At 73.9% G+C, this 22,041-nt stretch carries 16 protein-coding genes; 9 read left to right on the top strand and 7 right to left on the bottom strand.

Features of this window, described 5'->3' with window-relative positions; all coding sequences use genetic code 11:
• Nucleotides 1–70: 70 nt before the first annotated feature.
• Nucleotides 71–2,698, top strand: coding sequence for a bifunctional FO biosynthesis protein CofGH (locus FYW95_RS15405; protein WP_159940556.1), 2,628 nt, complete (start codon nt 71–73; stop codon nt 2,696–2,698).
• 210 nt (nt 2,699–2,908) lie between these two features.
• Here the strand turns inward: FYW95_RS15405 and FYW95_RS15410 are convergent, their stop codons facing one another.
• The 4 genes from FYW95_RS15410 to cofD all read right to left on the bottom strand — a co-directional run bounded on the left by FYW95_RS15410 (nt 2,909) and on the right by cofD (nt 8,313).
• Nucleotides 2,909–4,165, bottom strand: coding sequence for a glycosyl hydrolase family 18 protein (locus tag FYW95_RS15410; protein WP_159940558.1), 1,257 nt, complete (start codon nt 4,163–4,165; stop codon nt 2,909–2,911).
• Between the two features lie 186 nt (nt 4,166–4,351).
• Entirely contained in the window at nt 4,352–5,929 is a 1,578-nt protein-coding gene (locus FYW95_RS15415) for a Na+/H+ antiporter (RefSeq protein ID WP_160050443.1), read from the bottom strand.
• A gap of 105 nt (nt 5,930–6,034) precedes the next feature.
• Nucleotides 6,035–7,330 carry a coenzyme F420-0:L-glutamate ligase gene (locus FYW95_RS15420; protein WP_159940562.1) on the bottom strand — a complete coding sequence of 432 codons (1,296 nt, stop codon included), beginning with the start codon at nt 7,328–7,330 and terminating at the stop codon, nt 6,035–6,037.
• Nucleotides 7,327–8,313, bottom strand: coding sequence for a 2-phospho-L-lactate transferase (cofD, locus tag FYW95_RS15425; protein ID WP_159940564.1), 987 nt, complete (start codon nt 8,311–8,313; stop codon nt 7,327–7,329). Before cofD ends, FYW95_RS15420 begins: the two co-directional genes overlap by 4 nt.
• A 241-nt stretch (nt 8,314–8,554) precedes the next feature.
• Between cofD and FYW95_RS28715 the strand changes: the two genes are divergently transcribed.
• From FYW95_RS28715 to FYW95_RS15445, 4 genes are all read left to right on the top strand, one after another.
• Nucleotides 8,555–10,000: a hypothetical protein gene (locus FYW95_RS28715; RefSeq protein WP_160050444.1), complete on the top strand. Its 1,446-nt coding sequence runs from the start codon at nt 8,555–8,557 to the stop codon at nt 9,998–10,000.
• A gap of 238 nt (nt 10,001–10,238) precedes the next feature.
• A complete protein-coding gene (locus tag FYW95_RS15435; protein ID WP_014908913.1) occupies nt 10,239–10,526 on the top strand; it encodes a WhiB family transcriptional regulator in 288 nt (95 codons plus the stop codon).
• 308 nt (nt 10,527–10,834) lie between these two features.
• Nucleotides 10,835–14,191, top strand: a complete 3,357-nt coding sequence (locus tag FYW95_RS15440) for a glycosyltransferase family 2 protein (protein ID WP_159940568.1) — start codon at nt 10,835–10,837, stop codon at nt 14,189–14,191.
• Nucleotides 14,192–14,194: 3 nt separating this feature from the next.
• The gene (locus FYW95_RS15445) at nt 14,195–15,799 is read left to right on the top strand and encodes a DUF5719 family protein (RefSeq protein ID WP_159940570.1); all 1,605 of its coding nucleotides are present in this window, start codon (nt 14,195–14,197) and stop codon (nt 15,797–15,799) included.
• A gap of 20 nt (nt 15,800–15,819) precedes the next feature.
• Here the strand turns inward: FYW95_RS15445 and FYW95_RS15450 are convergent, their stop codons facing one another.
• Nucleotides 15,820–16,215 carry a metallopeptidase family protein gene (locus FYW95_RS15450; protein ID WP_159940572.1) on the bottom strand — a complete coding sequence of 132 codons (396 nt, stop codon included), beginning with the start codon at nt 16,213–16,215 and terminating at the stop codon, nt 15,820–15,822.
• 215 nt (nt 16,216–16,430) lie between these two features.
• Here FYW95_RS15450 and FYW95_RS15455 point away from each other — a divergent pair, with 215 nt between their 5' ends.
• The 4 genes from FYW95_RS15455 to FYW95_RS15470 all read left to right on the top strand — a co-directional run bounded on the left by FYW95_RS15455 (nt 16,431) and on the right by FYW95_RS15470 (nt 20,183).
• Nucleotides 16,431–16,829 carry a DUF3499 domain-containing protein gene (locus FYW95_RS15455; protein WP_159940574.1) on the top strand — a complete coding sequence of 133 codons (399 nt, stop codon included), beginning with the start codon at nt 16,431–16,433 and terminating at the stop codon, nt 16,827–16,829.
• A 187-nt stretch (nt 16,830–17,016) separates the two neighbouring features.
• Nucleotides 17,017–18,420, top strand: a complete 1,404-nt coding sequence (locus tag FYW95_RS15460) for a phosphomannomutase/phosphoglucomutase (protein WP_159940576.1) — start codon at nt 17,017–17,019, stop codon at nt 18,418–18,420.
• Between the two features lie 68 nt (nt 18,421–18,488).
• Entirely contained in the window at nt 18,489–18,665 is a 177-nt protein-coding gene (locus FYW95_RS15465) for a Trm112 family protein (protein ID WP_013154764.1), read from the top strand.
• A 159-nt stretch (nt 18,666–18,824) separates the two neighbouring features.
• Nucleotides 18,825–20,183, top strand: coding sequence for a protein kinase domain-containing protein (locus tag FYW95_RS15470; RefSeq protein ID WP_160050445.1), 1,359 nt, complete (start codon nt 18,825–18,827; stop codon nt 20,181–20,183).
• Nucleotides 20,184–20,225: 42 nt separating this feature from the next.
• Here the strand turns inward: FYW95_RS15470 and FYW95_RS15475 are convergent, their stop codons facing one another.
• Nucleotides 20,226–21,368 (bottom strand): hypothetical protein, encoded by a 1,143-nt coding sequence (locus FYW95_RS15475; RefSeq protein WP_159940580.1) that lies wholly within the window; start codon nt 21,366–21,368, stop codon nt 20,226–20,228.
• Between the two features lie 165 nt (nt 21,369–21,533).
• On the bottom strand, nt 21,534–21,950 hold the full coding sequence (locus FYW95_RS15480) for a MerR family transcriptional regulator (protein WP_159940582.1): 417 nt from the start codon (nt 21,948–21,950) through the stop codon (nt 21,534–21,536).
• Between the last annotated feature and the right edge of the window lie 91 nt (nt 21,951–22,041).

Below are 22,041 nucleotides of genomic sequence, written 5' to 3' on the forward strand. Positions count from 1 at the left end.
TCCGCACACCACGGGTGGGACCGGAGGTGCGTGCACACGTGCGAAGAGGCCGGGGCGTAGGGTGCGCTCTATGAGTGGTGCGAACGACCCGGCCCCCGTCCCCTCCCCGACCCCGTCCGCCATGCGCAGGGCACTGGCCCGCGCCAGGGACGGCAAGGCCCTCGACGTCACCGAGGCGGAGGTGCTCCTGCACGCCCGGGGCGAGGACCTGGAGACCCTCCTCGAACACGCCGGAAGGGTGCGCGACGCGGGCCTGGAGGCCGCGGGCCGCCCCGGCGTCATCACCTACAGCCGCAAGGTGTTCCTCCCGCTGACCCGCCTGTGCCGCGACCGCTGCCACTACTGCACGTTCGCCACGGTGCCCGGACGCCTGGAGGCGCCGTTCCTGTCGCCCGACGAGGTCCTGGAGACCGCCCGCCGGGGCGCGGCGATGGGCTGCAAGGAGGCCCTGTTCACCCTCGGCGACCGGCCCGAGGACCGCTGGCGGCAGGCGGCCGAGTGGCTCAACGCCCACGGCTACGACGACACCCTGTCCTACGTCCGGGCCATGGCCATCATGGTGCTGGAGGAGACCGGCCTGCTCCCGCACCTGAACCCCGGCGTGCTCAGCTGGGCCGACTTCCAGCGGCTCAAACCGGTGGCCCCGTCCATGGGGATGATGCTGGAGACCACCTCCACCCGGCTGTTCACGGAGCGGGGCCAGGCCCACTACGGGAGCCCCGACAAGGACCCGGCGGTGCGGCTGCGCGTGCTGGAGGACGCTGGCCGCTCCAGCGTCCCCTTCACCACCGGCATCCTCCTGGGCATCGGCGAGAACACCGCCGAACGCGCCGAGTCGATCTTCGCGATGCGCGGGGCCGCCCGGAGGTACGGGGGCGTCCAGGAGGTCATCGTGCAGAACTTCCGGGCCAAGCCCGCGACCGCGATGATGCACCGGCCCGACGCCGAACGCGAGGAGATGGCCGCCGCGATCGCCGTCACCCGCCTGGTCATGGGCCCCAAGGCGCACGTGCAGGCGCCGCCCAACCTCATCGGCGCCGAGCACGGCGGTGTGGACGAGTACGGGCTGATGATCCGCGCGGGCATCGACGACTGGGGCGGGGTCTCCCCGCTGACCCCCGACCACGTCAACCCCGAGCGGCCCTGGCCGCAGATCGACGACCTGGCCGAGCGCACCGCCTCCCACGGCTTCACCCTGCGCGAGCGGCTCACCGTCTACCCCGAGTACGTCCGGGCGGGCGAGCCCTGGCTGGACCCGCGCGTGGCCGGGCACGTGGCCGCGCTCGCCGACCCCGAGACCGGGCTGGCCCGCGAGGACGCGCCGGTCGTGGGCCGCCCCTGGCAGGAGCCCGAGGCGGTACTGGTCTCCTCGGGGCGCACCGAGCTGCACACCGAGATCGATACCGAGGGCCGCACCGGCGACCGGCGCGGCGACTTCGACGCGGTCTACGGCGACTGGGACGAGCTGCGCCCGGGCGTGGACCGCGAGGGGGCCGCCCCGCGCAGGTTCGACCCCGACATCGCCGCCGCGCTGCGCAGCGCCGAGGCCGATCCCGCCGGGCTCTCCGACGACGAGGCGCTCGCCCTGCTGCACGCCGACGGACCCGAGCTGGAGGCGCTGGCCTCCCTGGCCGACCGGGTGCGCCGCGACGCGGTCGGCGACGACGTCACCTTCGTGGTGACCAGGAACATCAACTTCACCAACGTCTGCTACACCGGCTGCCGGTTCTGCGCCTTCGCCCAGCGCCGCACCGACGCCGACGCCTACACGCTCTCCCTGGAACAGGTGGCCGACCGCGCCGAGGAGGCGTGGCGTGCCGGGGCGACCGAGGTGTGCATGCAGGGCGGCATCCACCCGGACCTGCCCGGCACGGCCTACTTCGACATCGCCGCGGCCGTGCGCGAGCGCGTCCCGGACATGCACGTCCACGCGTTCAGCCCGATGGAGGTCGTCAACGGGGCGGCGCGCGCCAACCTGCCGGTGCGCGAGTGGCTGCTGCGCGCCCGGGAGGCCGGTCTGGGCTCGGTGCCCGGCACCGCGGCCGAGATCCTGGACGACGAGGTCCGCTGGATCCTCACCAAGGGCAAACTGCCCGCCAGCGAGTGGATCGAGGTCATCACCTCCGCGCACGACCTGGGCATCCCCACCACGTCCACGATGATGTACGGGCACGTGGACTCGCCCCGGCACTGGGTGGCGCACATCAAGCTGTTGCGCTCGCTCCAGGAGCGCGCGGTGGGGCGCAACGGCCGCCGCGGCTTCACCGAGTTCGTGCTGCTGCCGTTCGTGCACACCAACGCGCCCATCTACCTGGCCGGGCTGGCCCGCACCGGGCCGACCGTGCGGGAGAACCGGGCGGTGCACGCCCTGGCCCGCCTGCTGCTGCACGGGCACATCGACAACATCCAGTGCTCGTGGGTCAAGCTCGCCGAGGACACCTGCCGCCAGCTGCTCGCCGGCGGGGTGAACGACGTGGGCGGAACCCTCATGGAGGAGACCATCAGCCGGATGGCCGGGTCGGGGCAGGGGTCCTTCAAGACCATCAGCGACATCCGCGCGCTGGTCGAGCCGACGGGCCGCCCGGTGCGCCAGCGCACCACCACCTACGGCCCGGTGCCGGAGGAGCGCGTACGGGCCGCCGAGGCCAGCGACGGCGTGGCGCCCAGCCTCCTGCGCCCGACGCTGCCCCTGGTGTAGGGCCGTGGGAGGGGCCGCCGATCTCCCGGCCCCGCCCGTGGAGGCGCTTCCGTGCGAGGGCCTCCACGGAGGGACTTCCGCGCGGAGGCGCCTCCGGGTATGAGGGCGGCCCGTCACGGGTCGGGAGTGTGTGACGGGCCGCCGGGGCGCCGCGTGCGGTGAGGAGGGGGAGCCGGGGGTCCGCACGCGGCCTGTGTGGTGGGCGGAGGGCTAGCAGGCTCCGACGAGGCGCCAGACGCCCCACTCGCCGGTGGTGCCGGGCTCCTCGCCCTGGGTCCACCACTGGGCGCGGTACTCCGAGCCGCGGTGGGAGACCACGTCGCCGCCGGTGTAGACGGTGCCGGACGACCACGCCGGGGCCGAGCAGTCGCCGGGTTCGCCGGTCGGCTCGTCCGTGGGCTCGTCGGTGGGGCCGCCGCCGTCGCCCGGGCCGCTGCCCAGACGGGCGGAGAGGGTGTCGGCGAAGGCGTAGCCGCTGGTGGCGTCCCAGTTGACGGACCAGGTCATCACGCCGCCGATCGGGCCGTAGGGCGTGCCCGGCGAGAAGGAGCCGCAGTTGGTCCCGGCCTCCAGGCAGTCCAGGGCGCGGACGACCTGGCTTGGCGCCATGTAGCCGCCCCCGGCGGCCGAGGGCACCGCGGGCAGGCCCAGGCCCACCTGGCCGGGGCTCAGGCCCATCTCCAGCTGGATGCAGGCCAGAGCGGCGAGGAAGTCGGGGGTTCCCTGGTGGTACACCTGGCCGTCGCAGCCCAGCATGGAGCCGGAGTTGTAGTACTGCATGTTCACGATGGTGAGGATGTCGGAGATGCTCGACGCCAGCTTGTAGTACTCCCGGTCCGGGCTCTGGAAGTCGATGGTCTGCGGCGCCATCGTGATGATCAGGTCCGAGCCCGTCCTGCCGCGCAGGTCGCGCAGGGCGCTGGCCATGTACTGGGCGTTGATGCCGTGCTCCAGGTCGATGTCGACCCCGTCGAAGCCGTACTCGTTCATCAGCGCGTGCGCGGTGTCGGCGAAGTTGGCCGCCTGGGTGGCGTTGGTGACGTTGACGTGGCCGAGTTCGCCGCCCACGGAGATGATCACCTTGCGCCCCTGGGACTGCAGGGCGGCGATGTCGGCGCGGAACTGCTGGTCGGTGTAGCCGCCCAGCTCGGAGCTGGCGAGGTTGAAGGTGATCCCGCCGTCCCGGGAGGGGTGGTTGTCGGCGAAGGCGACGGCCACCAGGTTGTACGCGCCGGGGATCTCCGACAGGCGCATCACCGTGGAGCCGTTGTCGAAGTTGTGCCAGTATCCGGTCAGCCACTGGTCGGACTGCTGCGCCTGGGCGGTCGCCGACACGGTCTCCACCTCGGTGGGGGCGGGGGAGAGCTGGGTGAAACCGGCGACGAGCCCGGCGGCCAGGAGCGCGAGCGCGCCCGTCAGGGCGGCCCTGGCGCCCTTGGAGTCTTTCCTGCGACGGTGCTTGAGCATGTGGGGGTGCTCCTTTCGTCGAGCGGGGGAGACGAAGGAAGGCTCGGGGGAGCCGTCTAATTGTTAGGAAACCTTAAAGTTGTCTTCCTGGCGCGTCAACGGGAATCGTAAAGAAAGTTTGTAGTTTTTGGGAACTCAGTACCGATCACCACTCCCAGGAGCCACACCAGAAACGCGTTTCCGTGCTCAGTGCGGTCCCGTTCCGGGGTCGCGAATGTCCAGCTCCCGGCTCATCTCCTGGAACACCTCGTGGTCGATCTCGCCCTCGCGGTACATCGTCAGCAGCGCGTCCCTGCGCGCCTGGGTGATCTGGGCGTGCACCGCCCTGCCGCCGTCCACACGCTCCCGGGCCGACCCGTCCCCGTCCTCCAGCAGGGCCCGCACCCTGCCGAGCCGCCTGGTGTACACGCCCCGCAGCGACTCGGCGGTGCGCTCGTCCACCTCGCCCTCGCGCAGCAGCTCGTCCACCCGGTCCAGGGCCGCGCAGCCCATCCGCTCGTCCGCGCGCAGGAACTCCCGCTGCCGCACCCTCTCATCGGTCATCCCCAGGCGCCGCAGCAGCGGCGGAAGCGTCATCCCCTGGCCCACCAGGGTCCCCAGCACCACCACACCCGCCACGAAGATCAGTCCGCCCCGGTCGGTGAACGGGTCGCCGCCCAGCGTGGCGGGCAGGGACAGTGCGATGGCCAGCGAGATCGCCCCGCGCATCCCGCTCCACCCGATGACCACCCGCTCCCGGAGGTCGGAGGCCTCCAGGCGCGTGAACGGGACCAGGCGCCGCAGCGGGAACACCGCCAGCGTCAGCCCCATGCGCAGGGCCACCGCCGCGACCGTCGTGGCCAGCGCCACCCACACCAGGTCCAGGAGGGCGAAGTGCTCCCGCACCGCCGTGACGACCGCGTCCAGCTGCAGGCCCAGGATCACGAACAGCATGGACTCCAGCAGGCCCACGAGCGTGCTCCAGATCGTGCGCCCGCTCGCCCGCACGCGCGGCGGCAGCAGGCCGTCCCCCCGGGTACCCAGGTAGATCCCGGCCACCACGGCCGCCAGCACCCCGGACAGCCCCGCCATCTCCGCCGGGACGTAGGCCGCGAACGGGGTGACCAGCACGACCATCAGCTGCAGGGAGGGATCGCTCATCCGGCTCCGCGACCACGACACGGCCAGCGCCACGACGGCGCCGTAGAGCAGGCCGCCCGCCACCACCCTCACCAGCTCCACCAGACCCTCCTCGGGGGTGAGCGGATGGGACATGGCGGTCACGGCCAGGGTGAACAGGGTCAGCGCCACCCCGTCGTTGATCAGGGACTCGCCCTCCAGCACGGTCAGCACCCGGCGCGGGGTGCCCACCCGCCTGAGGATCGCCGAGGCCGCCACGGCGTCCGTCGGGGCCACCGCCGCCCCCAGCGCGATCGCCGCGGGCCAGCCCACCGAGGGGATCAGCAGGTACACGATTCCGGCCAGACCGAACGCGGTGGCCAGCGTCATGCCGACCGCCATCACCACGATGGGCCGCAGCTGCTCGCGCATGTCCTTGGGGGAGGAGAAGAACGCGGCGTTGTAGATCAGCGGCGGCAGGAACACCAGCAGGATGACCTCCGGCGGGATCGACAGGGAGTGCATCCACGGCACCGCGCCCACGGCCATCCCCAACAGCACCAGCACGACCGCGCCCGGCGCCCGCAGCCGCCCCGCCACCAGCTGGCCGGCGATCACCGCCATCACGACCACCAACGTGGCGACCACGTACTCCTCGACGGACACCGCGCCCTCCCCCGCTCCCGGCCGCACCAGCATGACGCCGCGCGGGGGAGCCGCCCGACCGGACGCGCGGGGAGCGGCCGTAAGGGGGAGAGGAGGAGGGCGCGGTCAGCGCACGGCCACGAAGTCCTCGGGGTCGCGCGGCGGCCGGTCCCGCGGCGCCTCGGCCGCGTGCCCCACGGCCACCGCGCCCATCGGCTGCCAGTCCCCGGGGACCTCCAGCACCTCGCGTACCACGTCCGGGCAGAACATGGTCGAGGAGATCCAGGCCGAGCCCAGCCCCTCCATCGCCAGTCCCACCAGCAGGCCCTGCACCCCGGCGCCCATCGCCACCAGGAACATCGACCGCTCGGCGTCGGCCCGGCGCGCGTCCGGGTAGGGGTGCGCGCCATCGGCCGCCAGGAAGGGCACCACCAGGTAGGGGGCCGCGCGCAGCACGTCCCCGCGCCGGGTGCGCCGGGCGATCTGCTCCTCGGTGAACCCGTCCCCGCGCAGGTCCGCCACCCACGCCCGGAGCATCGCGTCCAGCAGCCGCCCGCGGGTGCGCGCCGACTCCACCAGCACGAACCGCCACGGGGTGGTGTGGTGCGGTGCGGGCGCCGTGACCGCCGCGGCCACCGCACGGCGCACCGCGGCCGGGTCCACCGGGTCGTCGGTGAACGAGCGCACGGTCCGCCGGGCCGGGACCACGTCGCGCGAGCCGTACCGGAACAGGTCGTCGTCGGCCGGACGGACCAGCGCCGCGGCGCCCGGGCCGTCATCCTCGGTGAGCAGCGCGCCCAGGCCGCTGACCACCGCGACCGGCACCCCGTTCGTCTTGCCCTTGACGAGTTCGCCCGCGGCGGCGATCTCGTCGGCCACCGCGTTGACGGTGGCCTCCATCAGGTTGCCGTACGTGTCGGTCGTGCCCCGCAGGTCCTGCACGGGGGGCAGCCCCGCCGCGCCGATGGCCACGTCGGTCTGCCCCAACCGCCACGGCCGTCCGAAGGTGTCGGAGACGATCACCCCCACGTTCACGCCCAGGCGCTCGCGCAGCCCGGCGCGCAGGGCGCGGGCGGAGGCGTCGGAGTCCTCGGGCAGCAGCAGGACCGTTCCGGGTTCGACGTTGGAGGCGTCCACCCCGGCGGCGGCCATGACCAGCCCCTGCCGGGTCTGCACGATCCCCGTCCGGCCGGTCCGCGCGACCACCCGCACGGTCTCGGCCGCGACGGCCTCCTCCCGGTCCATACGGCGGGCGCGGCCCTCGGCCTTGCTCACGATCTTGGAGGTGACGACGAGGATGTCGCCGTCGGCCAGCGGGGTTCCGGAGGCGGTCACGGCGTCGGCGACCAGGGCGGTCAGGTCGTCGCCCGGGCGCACCTCGGGAATGCCGGCGAGCCCGCGCACGCGCACCTCGGGGCTCATCCGCGCTCCCCCTTCCCCGCCGCGAGTTCCACGGCCAGGTCCACGGCGGCCCGCGCGATCGCCTCGGTGGCCTCGGGGCCGCTCATGTACAGCGGGCGCGAGCGCACCTCGATCCCCTCCACCTCGGTGCCCGCGTCGGCCTCGTCCACCAGCCAGCCGTCCAGCAGGTCGGCGCCCAGGTACCCGGCGACCGCGCCCGCGCTGGTCTCCACGCCGACCGCCCTCAGGCAGGCGTCGGCCATGCCGCGCACGGGCGCGCCGCCGATGATGGGGGAGACGCCCACCACGGTCTTGGCGGCCATGGCCTCCCGGATGCCGGGGACGCCCAGGACGGATCCCACGCTGACCACGGGGTTGGAGGGCGGCAGGATCACCGCGTCGGCCTCGTCTATGGCCTTCAGCACACCGGGGGCGGGGGAGGCCTCCTCCGCGCCGACGCTGACGATCCGCTCCGCGGGCAGCGCGGCGCGGTGTCGGATCCACCACTCCTGGAAGTGGATCGCCCGGCGCCCGTCGCCGTCGTCGACCACCACGTGCGTCTCGACCTGGTCGTCGGTCATGGGCAGCAGCCGCACCCCCGGCTTCCAGCGGTCGCACAGCGCCTCGGTGACCGCGGAGAGGGGGTACCCGGCCGCGAGCATCTGCGCCCGCACGATGTGGGTGGCGGTGTCGCGGTCGCCCAGGCCGAACCAGGTGGGCTTCATCCCGTAGGCGGCGAGTTCCTCCTTGACGGTGAAGGTCTCCCCGTCCCTGCCCCAGCCCTGCTCCTCGTTGATCCCCCCGCCCAGGGTGTACATCACCGTGTCCAGATCCGGACAGATCCTCAGTCCGAACAGGGTGATGTCGTCACCGGTGTTGCCGATGACGGTGATGCTGCCTGTGCTCTGCTCCTGGGGGGTCCCGGCGCCGGTTCCGAGCACGGCCCTGAGACCGCGAAGAAAGCGCGCGCCGCCGATACCGCCAGCCGGTACGACTATCCGCATGCGTCCAAGTCTGGCAGGCTGGGGGCGTGTATGAACCGTCTGCCCCGCCGCGGGCGCGGATCGTACGTGACCGTTCCGGTACCGGGTGTTCGTGAACTCCGGCGGCGGCGGTCGCCATCCCACCCTTCGGCCCGGCCGGTGTCCCCACTGCTCCCGCCCGGACGCGGCCGATCCACCTGACAGCCCGACGCCGCTTCCCCCGACGTGACGGCGGAGCGGCAGCAGTAGAGGGGAACCTCTCTTGAAGAACGAAACACTGGAACGCCTGCGCCTGCCCGGGGCATGGGTGCTGATCGGAGCGGTGGGCGCGTCCATGCTCTCCGGCCTGATCCGCCTCATCGCGGGTTCGACGTACCCGGACTCCTTCGCCGGGTCCATGAGCGGGGCGGCGGGCAGCTTCTTCGGCCTCCAGGTCGTGATCCTGCTGGCCGCGGCCGTCGCCCTGGTCCTGACCAGCGAGCGCACCCGCCCCTCGGCGCAGCCGATCGTGCTCATCGCCCTGGTGATGAGCGGCGTGGGCCTGCTGTTCGCCCTGGTCAACCTGATCACCGAGTTCGTCTGGGCCTCCCAGGCGGGCAACGTCGGCCTGGGCTTCGCGGGCTTCGTGTCCACGCTCGGCTCGGGCGCCGTCCTCGGCATCCTGGGCTTCGCGCTGCTCAAGGCCTTCAACGACCCCGCCCTCGTGCCCCGGGCGACCCCGCAGCAGAACGCCTACCCGCGGCAGTTCCCGCCCGCGACCGGCGCGCAGCAGTCCTTCGCCCAGCCCGGCTACCCGACGCAGGACCCCTCCGCCCAGGCCGCGGCCGACCCCGCTCAGGCCGCCCAGCAGGGTTACGGCCACTACGGCGCGGACGCCTCGGGCCAGCAGCAGGCGGCCTACGGCCAGCAGTACGGTGTGGACCCGGCGGCGCAGCAGCAGTACGGGACGGGTGCCCAGCAGGGTTACGGCCAGTACGGCGCGGACGCCTCGGGCCAGCAGCAGGCGGCCTACGGCCAGCAGTACGGCACCGACGCCGCCGCGCAGCAGGGGTATGAGGCCGCGCAGCAGCAGGCGGCCTACGGTCAGCAGTACGGTGTGGACCCGGCGGCGCAGCAGCAGTACGGGACGGGTGCCCAGCAGGGTTACGGCCAGTACGGCGCGGACGCCTCGGGCCAGCAGCAGGCGGCCTACGGCCAGCAGTACGGCACCGACCCGGCCGCCCAGCAGGGGTACGACCCGGCCCAGCAGCAGGCCGCGTACGGTCAGCAGTACGGTGTGGACCCGGCGGCGCAGCAGCAGTACGGGACGGGTGCCCAGCAGGGTTACGGCCAGTACGGCGCGGACGCCTCGGGCCAGCAGCAGGCGGCCTACGGCCAGCAGGGCGAGTACTCCTACGACCCCTCCCAGTACGCGCCGCAGGGCGCCGAGCAGCAGGGCGCCCCGGGTGAGCAGGCCGCCCAGGACGCCATCCAGTACGGCTGGTACCAGGGCGCCGACCAGGGCCAACAGGCTCAGGACACACCGTCCGAGGGCGGAATTGATCCTTTCTTTAACTCCGGTGAGAACACCGGTGGAGAGACGCCCGGACAGGGCGGGGGACCGTACGGAAACCAGTACGGTTCGGGACCCGGATACGCCTCTGACCAGCAGGGACAGGGCGGAGCCGGTGACCAGCAGGGCTGGTACGGAGGCGACGACAAGCGTTGAACCCGGACCGGGGGCCCGCGCTCCCCTCCGCCTTGGAAGGCCGTGAATCGTGTGGTAATCCGCAGAACGGACATCACGGGACTGCCGCCGGCGGTTTGCCTCGTGATATCCAGGGGACGACCACGCAGGGCGCTTGACTCTCAGCAAGCGACCCTCGTGTAATTTCAAGGTGGGATTGCACCCGGCCCGGGGGACGAAATGGGCCGGGGAGATCTATGGGGGGCAACAGGAGGTGCGCATGAGCGAGGTCATCCCGCTGGCGCACGGCTCGGACGAAGATCTGGGCTGGCAGGAACGTGCCCTGTGCGCGCAGACCGACCCGGAGGCGTTCTTCCCCGAGAAGGGCGGCTCCACACGGGAAGCCAAGAAGGTCTGCCAGTCGTGCGAGGTACGGGCGGAGTGCCTGGAATACGCGCTGGAGCACGATGAGCGCTTCGGTATCTGGGGGGGACTCTCCGAACGCGAGCGCCGCAGGCTCAAGAAAGCCGCCGGGGGAGATTTCGATTTCCTGGCGGACATGCTCTAGGACCGCGTACAAGGCGCGCGTCCGGGCCCCTGGCCCGGGCGCGCGTTTCTCGTGTCAGGGCCCGCCCGCGTCCCCGCCGACGGGCACCCCGCCACCGGCGCCGATCCCCCGATACGGGCTGCCCGGGGCCCGATATGGGCTGACAGGGGCCGCCCGGGGCGAATAGGTCCGTGATGATGCCGGGTGGCGTATCGTGATGTCCCGCGCGGCCGCCGCGCCCGGTGCGCGCCCGCCCCCGCCGGCCCTCCCGGTCGGCCCCACGGACCCGACGGGGTCGCCCCTTCTCCCGGAGAGAATCCACCACAGCCGTGCTTGACCAGGACTTCGCCCGACACGTCGTCACCGCTGTCATCGTGTCCCACGACGGCGCCCGCTGGCTGCCCGAGACGCTGTCGGCGGTTCGGGCCCAGTCCCGGCCCGTGCAGCGCGTCGTGGCGGCGGACACCGGAAGCACCGACGGCAGCGCCGACGTCCTGGCCGAGTTCCTGCCCTCCGACGCCGTCGTCGGACTGCCCGCGCGCACCGGTTACGGCGACGCCGTCCGCGCCGCCCTGGACCTGTCCCGCTCCACCCGCGCCGTCCGGGGCTTCGACGAGGACGCCACCGAGTGGATCTGGCTCATCCACGACGACCTCACACCCGAGCGGGACACCCTCGAACACCTTCTCGCCGCCGCCGACCGCGACCCGCGCGCCGCCGTCCTGGGCCCCAAGCTGCGCGACTGGTTCGACCGCCGTCTCCTGGTCGAGGCGGGCGTGACCATCGACGGCGCGGGCCGCCGCGAGACCGGACTCGAACAGCGTGAGTTCGACCACGGCCAGCACGACGGCACCCGCCAGGTCCTGGCCGTGTCCAGCGCGGGCATGCTCATCCGCCGCGACGTGTGGGACCGGCTCGGCGGCTTCGACCCCGCCCTGCCCCTGTTCCGCGACGACATCGACTTCTGCTGGCGGGTGGGCGGCGCCGGGCTGCGCGCCCTGCTCGTCACCGAGGCGGTCGCCTACCACGCCGAGGCCTCCGCCCGGCGCCGCCGTCCCATCACCGCGACCCGCAACCACCCGCGCCGGGTGGACCGCCGCCACGCCGTCTTCGTGCTGCTGGCCAACCTGCCGATGGGCGGCATGCTGGCCGCGCTGGTCCGCAACTCCGTGGCCTCGCTCCTGCGCGTGGTGATGTACCTGCTCATCAAGCAGCCCGCCAACGCCCTGGACGAGGCCGCGGCGATCACCCTGGTGTACCTGCGGCCCTTCCGCCTGGCGCGCGCCCGCTTCCGGCGCCGCCGCGACCGCCGCCGCACCTACAGCGCCATCCGGCCCTTCCTGGCCCGCGGTGTGGCCCTGCGCCAGTTCCACGACGCGGTCACCGGCCTGCTGTCCGGCGGGTCCGTGGGCGACACCCCGGGCCGCCACCAGGCGGTCACCGTCCCACCCGCCGCCGAGGAGGAGGACGACGGGCCCACCGACAGCACGAGCTTCGTGCGCCGCGTGCTCCTCAAACCCGGAGTGCTGCTGGTGCTCGGCCTGACGGCGGTCACCCTGGTCGCCGAGCGCTCCCTGCTCTTCGGCGGCCTCCTCGCGGGCGGGGCGCTGCCCCCGGTCGCGGGCAACGCCGGCGACCTGTGGGACCTGTACTTGTCCAGCAGCCCCGACAGCGGCCTGGGAACCGCCGAACCGGTCCCGCCCTACGTCGGCCTGCTCGCCCTGGCCTCCACCCTCACCCTGGGCCAGCCCTGGCTGGCCGTCACGATCCTGCTGCTGGGCTCCGTGCCCCTGTCGGGGCTGACCGCCTACCTGCTCGCCCGCGAGGTCCTGGGCTTCCGCCCCGCGCGCCTGTGGATGGCCGCGGTCTACGCCCTGCTGCCCGTGGCCACCGCGGCCGTCGCCCAGGGCCGCCTGGGCACCGCCCTGGTCCACGTCCTGCTCCCGCTGGCGGGGCTGCTGCTCGTCCGGCTCGTGTCGATGCCGCCCCGGCCCTCCCGCCGCGCGGCGTGGGCGCTGGCGCTGCTGCTGGCGGTGGCCACCGCGTTCGTTCCGATGGTGTGGCTGCTGTCCCTGGTCACCGGCCTGCTCGTGGCCGTGGCCTTCGGCCACCTGGGCCGCCGGATCTACGTCAGCCTCGCCCTGAGCCTGGCCGTCCCCGTCGTGGTACTGCTGCCCTGGTCCCTCGAACTGCTCCTGCACCCGACCCTGTGGCTGCTGGAGGCGGGGCTGCACCGCCCCGAACTGTCCGACCCCGCGGCCACGCCCGGAGAGCTGCTCATGCTCTCCCCCGGAGGCCCCGGCACACCGCCGTTCTGGGTCACCGCCGGGTTCGCCGTCGCCGCCCTGTCCTCCCTGCTGCTGCTCCGCAACCGCATGCTGGTGGCCGCCGGGTGGTCCCTGGCGCTGTCCGGGATCCTCGTGGCCATCCTCACCAGCCGGGTGGTGATCGAGCCCTACTACGGCGGCCCCCCGGCCCCCGTCTGGCCCGGGGTGGCGCTGTCCTTCGCGGCCACGGCCGTGCTCCTGTCCGCCGCGACCGCCGCGCGCTCCTTCGGTGAGATGTTCCGGACCGGCGGCCCGCGTCGCGCCTTCGCCCTCACCGTGGGCCTGCTCGCCCTGGCCACCCCCGTCTGCGCCGCCTCCCTGTGGGCCTGGGAGGGCGTGCCGGGGCCGCTCACCGGCCACGCCGCCCCCGTCGTCCCCGGCGCGCTGTCCAGCGTCAGCGGGGACGGGACCCGGCCGCGCACCCTCGTCGTCACCTCGGACGGCCAAGGCGCCGTGGACTACGTCGTGGTGCGCGGACGCGAGCCGCGCCTGGGCGAGGAGCGCCTCGTCCCCGACGAGTCCGTCCGCCAGACCGTCGAGCGGGCGGTGGCGGAACTCACCGCGGGCCAGGGCGGCAACCAGATGCACACCCTGGCCGACCTCGGCGTCCAGTACGTGCTCTACCCCCGCCCCCGGGTCGGCGGCCCCGCCGACGTGACCATGGTCGACACCCTGGACGGCACGCCCGGGCTCGAACGCAGGTCGCTGTCGCGCCACTACGCCCTCTGGCGGCTCAACGCGCCCACGGGGGCGCTGCGCGTGGTCTCCGAGGACGGCGGCCGGGCCGAGGCCCTGACCGTCGAGGGCCCGGGGACCGAGATGACCGCCGAGGTCGGCGAGGGCAACACCGGGCGGCGGCTCGCCCTGGCCGAGACCGCGGGCGGCGGCTGGCGGGCCACCCTCGACGGCGCCGAGCTGACCCCCGTGGCCACCGAGAGCGGCACCCAGGCCTGGTCGCTGCCGGTCGAGGGCGGACTGGTACGGGTCTGGCACACCGACTACGTGCACGTGGCATGGCTGGTCACCCAGGGGCTCCTGTTCCTGGCGGTGGCGGTCCTGGCCGCGCCCGGGGTGCGCACCGAGGAGGAGGCGCGGCTGATCGCCGCCACCCCCGCACCCCGGCCGCGCCGGCCGGAGGGGCTGCGCGTGACCTCGCGCCGCCGCCCGCGCTCCGGCGGCCCGGAGGCCGGCACCGGGTCCGACGGCTCCGGCGAGGCGGATGGGGCCGATACGCGGGACGGGGGCCGTCGGCGCGGTACGCGCGGTACCAGGCGCGCCGCCGGACGGCGCCGCGCGGGCGGCAGGCGCAGAGCGGGTGACGGGGACGCCGGTGCGTCCGGGACCGAGCGGGAGGAGTAGGCCGTGCGGCTGATCGTGGAGAACCGGTTCGCGCTGTTCGGTCTGGTCGCGCTGGCCCTGGCCGCACTGTTCGGCATCGCGTCGGTGACCGGGCCGGTGACCGCCGAGCTGGGCGTGACCGAGCCCGGCACCGTGCGCCCCGACCAGGCGGTGCGGGTGTGCCCCGCCCCGCACGAGACCGGGAACAGCTCCGTGTCCGCGTTCGCCCCCCGGGTGAGCCGGGACGACGAGGGCGAGCTGTGGGCCGAGCCGATGCCCGCGGCCCCCGCCGGGGAGGACACGGAGGAGGACGCCGAGTCCCCCGGAGACGCGGCGGGCGGCGGGGAGGGCGGGGGTTCCGCCGGCACCCCGGGCGCGACCCTCGGCGCGGAGCTCACCGAACCCGGACGCGTGTGGAGCGCCGACACCAGCGAGGCCGAGACCCCCGCCGTCCTGCGCGCCGAGGGCTCCCTGGCCTCGGGGCTGGACTCCGCCCAGACCACCCTGTCCGAGGGATCCGCCACCGAGGTGCGCTGCGTGGAGCCCTCCATCGGCACCTGGTTCGCCCTGCCCGGCGGGGACGACACCGAGGGAATGCGGCTGGACTCGCTCACCGCCCGCCTGGCCAACCCCGAGGAGTCCCGGGCCACCGTGAGCGTGGACGTCTACACCGAGGGCGGTCCCGCCTACTCGACCGAGAGCCGGGGCATCGCGCTGGCCCCGGGGGAGACGACCGGGCTGGACCTGACCGAGCTGGTCCGGAGCACCAGCGCCGTCGGGGTGCACGTGCGCACCAGCACCGGGCGGGTCGCCGCCTCCCTGCTCGCCGAGCACGCCAGGGGCCACACCGACTGGGTGCCCCCCACGGCCGCGCCCGCCCGGGAGCACGTCGTTCCCGGGGTACCCGGGGGCGACGGACGGCGGAGGCTGCTCCTGGCCGCTCCCGGCGAGGAAGCCGTCGAGGTGCGCGTGCACACCGTCACCTCCGCCCCGGAGGAGGGCGCCGAGCCGGAGGAACCGGAGGACGGGCAGGGCGCCGGTACCGCCGAGGACCCGATGGTCGTCACCGTGCCCCCCGCGGCCTCGGCCTGGGTCACCCTGGAGAGCGCCCTGGGCGGGGAGCCGGGCACCGTCGTGGTGGAGGCGGACGCGCCCGTGGTCGCGGGGTTGGCCGCGGAGGCCACCGACGACGAGGCGAAGGTGGTGGAGACCGCCTACACGTCCGCGGTGCCCGCGCTCGACTTCCCGCTGGAGACCACCGCGGTCCTGCCCGACGTGCCCGAGGGCGCCGACACGGAACTGCTCCTGGGCGCCGTCGCCGGGAACGCCGTGCTGATGGCCACCCCGATCGGAGCCGACGGCACCCAGGGGGACGCCGTGCGGGTGGAGGTCCCGGCCGGGACCACCGCGGTGTTCGGGACCGGGGACGAGGACTGGCGGGCGCCCTCGGAGACCGACGCCCGGGGCGGCTACACGGTCCGCCTGGAGCTCCTGGAGGGTTCCGCGCCCGTGCACGCCGCCCGGGTCCTGCGTGACGGCGACGCTCTGAGCGTGCTGCCGCTGGCGCCCGCCCCGGTGCGGATCGCACTCCCCGTCGTACGCGACAGCATGGCGGGCGTGGTTCCGTGACCGTCGGCCCCGGCGGCCGGTCAGCCCTCCGGGTCGACCGACTCCGGTTCCACGCCGAGCAGGTTGGCGACCTCCTCGACGACCGTCTCGTGGACGAGGAGGGCCATCTCCTCGGGGTCCTTGGTCCGGATCTCCACCGGACGCCGGTACACCACGATGCGGGCCCGGCCCGAGGAATCGGTCTCCAGGCGGGAGAACGGTATCGCCTCGGTCAGCGGCCCGCGGGGCGGGACCGGGGGGACGTCCTCCACGAGGAAGTCGACATTGGCCAGTTCGCGCGCCCACAGGCGTTCGAGGCGTTCGACGGCGTCCAGCACAAGGTCGTCGAAGGCCTGCGCTCGGCTGCGGAAAACCGGCAGGTCAGACGGCACGAGAGGACCGCGGATGCCTCGGCCTCGGCGGTCCCGGCGCCGCACTCGGTCTGGTTGGCCACTGGAAAGGCGCACTCGTCGCACACTTCGAGACTAAGCCATCACGCGCCCCGCGCGTAGCCCCGGCGGCCCCGAAAGCTCCGGAGGGGTCCCCGTGCCGCCCCGGAGCGGCACGCGGGGAGGCGCCGAAGAGACGGAAACGGACCAGCTCATGGAACGATGCTGGCGTGTCCCTCAGTAAAGGCATACAGTCGAACGCTGTGAGCCCTGTTCGACGCTGCTCCCGTACCGCCTGCAGGCAGCCTGCCGTCTTCACGCTCACGTACGTCTACGCAGACTCGACGGCCGTCCTCGGCCCGCTCGCCGCCTACGTGGAACCGCACTGCTACGACCTCTGTGCCGTGCACGCCGACCGGTTGACGGCCCCGCGCGGATGGGAGGTCGTCCGGCTTCCCGTCGAGACGGCGGGCGGCGGTCCCGGCAGCGACGACCTGGAGGCCCTCGCGGACGCCGTACGTGAGGCGGCCCGCCCGCCCGCCCGCGACAACGCCTCCGCCGGCGAGGTCGGCGAGGGCGCCGAGACGCTGCGCCGAGGGCACCTGCGCGTGGTCAGGTCCGACTCCGGCCGCGGAGAACAGCCGCCCCGCTCCCAGGGCTGAGACCGGGCCGGGAGACACCGCCGTGTCCGCTCCGACCCGAACACCGCCTTTCGGGCGCCCGAGCCTGTGCCGGGGGACACTGGGGCGCCGCGGGGTTCCCGCGCGGACGCCTTGCTAGTTTTGTACCGCGCGCGGCCCGGCCGCGCGGGACCGAACGCGGAGCAGAACCGACCTGGCCGGAGAAGACGTGGCTGACCTCGCAAGCATCTTCAAGGCATACGACGTGCGCGGCGTGATCCCCGACACGCTCAACGCGGACATCACGCGGGCCATCGGGGCGGCCTTCGCCCGTGTGGTCGGAGGCGACGCCGTCGTGGTCGCCCATGACATGCGCCCCTCCTCACCCGAACTGGCCGCCGCCTTCAGCGAGGGCGTGAACAGCCAGGGCCTGGACGTCGTGTTCGCCGGACTGGGCTCCACCGACATGCTCTACTACGGGTCGGGCCACCTGGACCTGCCCGGCGCGATGTTCACCGCCAGCCACAACCCCGCCGAGTACAACGGCATCAAGATGTGCCGCGCCGGAGCCGCGCCGATCAGCGGCGAGACCGGCCTGGACGAGATCCGCCGCCTGGCGGAGGAGAGTATGGCCGGCCCGAAGGCCTCCGTCGGGGGCGGCGGGGGGCGACGGGAGGGCGTTCCCGCCCACGACGGGCCCGCCGGGTCCTTCACCGAGCGCGACCTTCTGTCCGGCTACGCCTCCTACCTGCGCGAGCTGGTCGACCTGTCCGGCATCCGCCCGCTCAAGGTGGCCGTGGACGCGGGCAACGGCATGGGCGGCCATACCGTCCCCGCGGTCCTGGGCGAGGGCCTGCCGCTGGAGATCGTGCCCCTGTACTTCGAGCTGGACGGCACCTTCCCCAACCACCCGGCCAACCCGCTGGACCCGGACAACCTGGTGGACCTGCAGGAGAAGGTGCGTCAGAGCGGGGCCGACATCGGCCTGGCCTTCGACGGCGACGCCGACCGCTGCTTCGTGGTGGACGAGAACGGCGACGCGGTCCCGCCCTCGGCCATCACCGCCCTGGTCGCCGCCCAGGAGCTGGAGCACGAGCCCGGCGCCACCATCATCCACAACCTCATCACCTCCAACGCCGTCCCCGAGATCGTGCGCGAGAGGGGCGGCAAGCCCGTGCGCACCCGCGTCGGCCACTCCTTCATCAAGGCCACCATGGCCGAGACCGGCGCGATCTTCGGCGGTGAGCACTCCGCCCACTACTACTTCCGCGACTTCTGGCGCGCAGACACCGGCATGCTCGCGGCCATGCACGTGCTGCGGGTGCTGGGCACCGACGACCGCCCGCTCTCGCGGATCGCCGAGGAGTACTCGCGCTACAGCGGGTCCGGCGAGGTCAACTCCAAGGTCGCCGACGCCTCCGATCGCATGGCGGCGGTGCGCGCGGCCTTCGCCGACCGGGACGGGGTCACCGTCGACGAGCTCGACGGCCTGACGGTCTCCCTCCCGGACGGTTCCTGGTTCAACGTGCGCGCCTCCAACACCGAGCCGCTGCTGCGGCTCAACGTCGAGGCGCCCGACGAGGCGGGCATGGCCGCCCTGCGCGACGAGGTGCTGGCCATCGTCCGCGCCTGAGCGGGCATCATGGTGGGGAGGGGCCGCGCGGCGGACCCTCCCCCACCCACCACACGAGGAACGAGAACATGAGCACGAAGATCGACGGCTGGCTGCTGGAGATCCTGGCCTGCCCGCAGAGCCAGGCGCCGCTGCGCCACGACCCCGAGACCGACGAGCTGGTCTGCGACGAGAGCGGCCTGGCCTACCCCATCCGGGACGGCATTCCGGTCCTGCTGGTCGACGAGGCGCGAAAAATCGGTTGATCCGGAAGGGAACGCCGCGGGCCCTCCAGCAGTCATAACGTGTGTGTCAGGGCGTGAGCACCCCTTTCGGCCATGGCGGGGCGCATCCTCGCGTTCCCCGCAACCCGTACCCTGGTGCTGCGCTTCCCCCGCTCACGACGACCTCCCTGGAGGACACTGATGCCCGGTCCCGAACCGCTACAGCCGAGCGATCCCTCCGCGTTCGGTGAGTACCGCGTGACCGGACGCCTCGGCAAGGGCGGCCAGGGCATCGTCTACCTCGCCGAGGACGCCAACGGCGACGAGTTCGCGGTCAAGGTCCTCAACGACCAGTGGTCGCGCGACACCGACCTGCGCAAGCGGTTCGAGAAGGAGGTCCGCGCCGCGCAGAAGGTCGCCTCCTTCTGTACCGCCGCGATCATCGACGCCCAGCTCGACAGCGACCCGCCCTACGTGGTCAGCGAGTTCGTCCCGGGCCGGGACCTGCAGGAGAGCATCGCCAAGGGCAGCACCCAGCGGGGCTCCACCCTGCAGCGGCTCGCGGTCTCCACCGCCACCGCCCTGGTCGCCATCCACCGGGCGGGCATCGTCCACCGCGACTTCAAGCCGGGCAACGTGCTGCTGGGGCCGGACGGGCCCCGCGTCATCGACTTCGGCATCGCCCGGGTCGACGACGGCACCGCGACCATGACCAACTCGATCGTCGGAACGCCCTCCTACATGGCGCCCGAGCAGATCGAGGGCCGCGGCATCACCGACAAGTGCGACATCTTCGCCTGGGGCTGCGTCATCGCCTTCGCCTCCACCGGCCGCGCGCCCTTCGGCTCCGACACCGTCCCCGCGGTCGTGCACCGCGTGGTCAGCGCCCCGCCGGACCTGACCGGCATGGACGAGTCCCTGCGGCCGATCGTGGAGCAGTGCCTGGACAAGAACCCGGACAACCGGCCCAACGCCCAGACGCTCCTCATGCGCCTGCTCGGCCACGAGGGGCCCGATGAGTCCGCGCCCTCCGCCGACGACGCCGTCCGCCAGGGCGAGCGGATCGCCCAGACCGGCCTGCTCACCGGCGGCCAGGTGCCCTTCCGGCCCCAGCAGCCGCACACCGGTCCCCAGGCGGGCGCCGCCGCCTACCCGGCGCCGGGCACGTCCACCCCGCGTCCCGGCCTGCCCGGCCACCCGGGTACGTCGAACCCCCGCCCGGGCCTGCCCGGCCACCCGGGTACGTCGAACCCCCGCCCGGGCCTGCCCGGCCACCCGGGTACGTCGAACCCCCGCCCGGGCCTGCCCGGCCACCCGGGTACGTCGAACCCCCGCCCGGGCGTCCCGGCCTACCCCTCCCCTCCGCACGGCACGCCGCACGCCCAGAACGCGATGGTCAACCCGAACCAGACCTACGCCCGCCCCGCCGTGCCGCGGCAGCCCGTACCGCCCGCCGCGGGGCAGGACTCCGTGCTCCAGCAGAGCTGGATCATCCCGGCGGTGCTCATCACCATCGTGATCCTGCTGCTGGTGCTGTTGCTGCTCTTCCTCAGCAGCTGAACCGGACCCCGCTCCGCGCGGGGCCCGCCCGGGGCCGAGGGCTCAGACCCGGGTGAGCTCGTTCATGGCGCGCGAGACGGCCTCGTCCACGAGGTCGCGGATCTGCGGCCAGCGGTCGTCCACGCAGTCCGTGGGCATCACCGTCACGCTGTCGGCCCCGGACAGGCGCAGCGCGTCGCGCACCCCCTCCGGGGTGGTCATCCGCGCGTCGGCGGTGACCGCGAGCACCCCCGTGCGCGGGCTCCCCACCTCCTGCACCACCACGAACAGGCACAGCGAGGCCTCGCCCACGACCAGCTCCAGGGCCGTCCACCAGTGCGCCGCCCCCGGGGTGAGCAGCGTCCCGGCCACGGTCGCCGCCGCCGTGCCCGGCTCGGCGTCGTCGGACCCCCCGGAGAAGACCGACGTGCGCGCCCGCGGATCCAGCGCCCGCAGGATCAGGGCGATCGACTCCCGCCGCGAGCGCACGTAGTCCAGGACCCGGCGCCGGGTCACCGCGGCCAGGGGCGAGACCGGGGAACGCGGCTCGGGCACGGGCTCGGGCGTCCAGCTGAGCTCGTCCAGCAGCGCCCCGGTGACCAGCCGCGCGAAGTGCCGCACGAGCCCGGCCAGGCGCTGGTCGGGGTCCGGTCCGGTCCGTGGCGGCGGGGAGGCGGGATCGGGCAGCAGCGGCGGGAAGTCCGCCCGGCGCAGCACCAGCGAGGCGAGCAGCCACGGCAGCGCCCACCGGTGGGGCTCGCCCTCCGAACCCAGATCGCCCAGCACCGCCGCGCACTCCGCGTAGGTGTGCGCGGCGCGCACCACGGGGTGCGCGGGCACCGACGCGGCCCGGGCCACCCGCAGCGCCTGCTCCGGGTCCAGGGGGCGTCCGGGCGCCCGTGAGGAGCAGCCCGGCGGCAGGGCTCGGGTGCGTTCGGCCAGTTCCGCGACGAACTCGGCGGTGACCGGCTGCCCGGAGGTGCCGTCCACGGAGGTGGACACCACCAGCTCCTCCAGGGCGGGGCCGCCGCCCAGCTCCTGGACGCGGCGGCGCGTCAGCTCGCGTCGCGCGGCTCCGCGCGCCTGCCGCGGCTGGCTCTGGCGGTGCTGGGCCCAGATCGCCCGCAGCCGGTCGGCGTCCGTGAGGTCTTCGCGCACCAGGACCGGAATCCGGTCCAGGTCCGCGCCGCAACGTAGGGTATCCACGCTGACTCCGTAGCCAGTGGGGAGACCCCCAAAACATGCCGGAGGGTCCTGGGCGGTGGCCGTTACCGGCCGCGTCCGCATGTGAACCCGGGGTGTCGGGGCCCGCGGTCCACGCCTCCCGGACGGCCGGATCCTCGGTGCCCGGGACGACGGGGGACGGGGATGTCAGGCCCGGCGGCCGTGCAACAGCCGCATCGCCTTCTCCTTCTCGAAGTCCAGTGCGCGCGTGGGCGCCGCCGCGAGCCGGCCCAGCCGCTCGCCGTGCGCGCGCACCCGGGCCAGGACCTCGGGTTCGGCCAGGACCCGCAGCGCGAAGGCCAGCGCCGCGGGCGGGATGTCGAACTCGCGCTCCAGCTCCAGGCCCAGCGCGATCGTGCGCAGGTCCTCCTCGGTGAAGCGGCGGTGCCGGTGCCCGCGCCCGGTGGGCTGCTCCTGGGTCCGGGGCAGCAGGCCCAGGCCCTCGCGGTAGCGCAGCATCCGCGCCGTGGTGCCCACCCGTTCGGCCGCCGCCGAGATGGGTACGGGTCCGGGCGGCCACGGGGACCGGTCGGGCGGGGTGCGGGCGTCGTCGAGGGCGGCCATGGACGCGACCCTAACCGAAGTCCGCGCCGAACGAGAGCAAATCTGACACTGAACTGTCAGTTTCACTCCCGGGCCGTGGCGGCGGGCCTAG

It is taken from the genome of Nocardiopsis sp. FR4 (assembly GCF_009830945.1).
Lineage (GTDB): Bacteria > Actinomycetota > Actinomycetes > Streptosporangiales > Streptosporangiaceae > Nocardiopsis.

Bases quoted from the DNA above. Each gene is read 5' to 3' on its own strand.
- FYW95_RS15405 (WP_159940556.1), top strand. From the start codon at position 71: ATGAGTGGTGCGAACGACCCGGCCCCCGTCCCCTCCCCGACCCCGTCC.
- FYW95_RS15410 (WP_159940558.1), bottom strand. From the start codon at position 4,165: ATGCTCAAGCACCGTCGCAGGAAAGACTCCAAGGGCGCCAGGGCCGCC.
- FYW95_RS15420 (WP_159940562.1), bottom strand. From the start codon at position 7,330: ATGAGCCCCGAGGTGCGCGTGCGCGGGCTCGCCGGCATTCCCGAGGTG.
- cofD (WP_159940564.1), bottom strand. From the start codon at position 8,313: ATGCGGATAGTCGTACCGGCTGGCGGTATCGGCGGCGCGCGCTTTCTT.
- FYW95_RS15435 (WP_014908913.1), top strand. From the start codon at position 10,239: ATGAGCGAGGTCATCCCGCTGGCGCACGGCTCGGACGAAGATCTGGGC.
- FYW95_RS15465 (WP_013154764.1), top strand. From the start codon at position 18,489: ATGAGCACGAAGATCGACGGCTGGCTGCTGGAGATCCTGGCCTGCCCG.
- FYW95_RS15470 (WP_160050445.1), top strand. From the start codon at position 18,825: ATGCCCGGTCCCGAACCGCTACAGCCGAGCGATCCCTCCGCGTTCGGT.
- FYW95_RS15480 (WP_159940582.1), bottom strand. From the start codon at position 21,950: ATGGCCGCCCTCGACGACGCCCGCACCCCGCCCGACCGGTCCCCGTGG.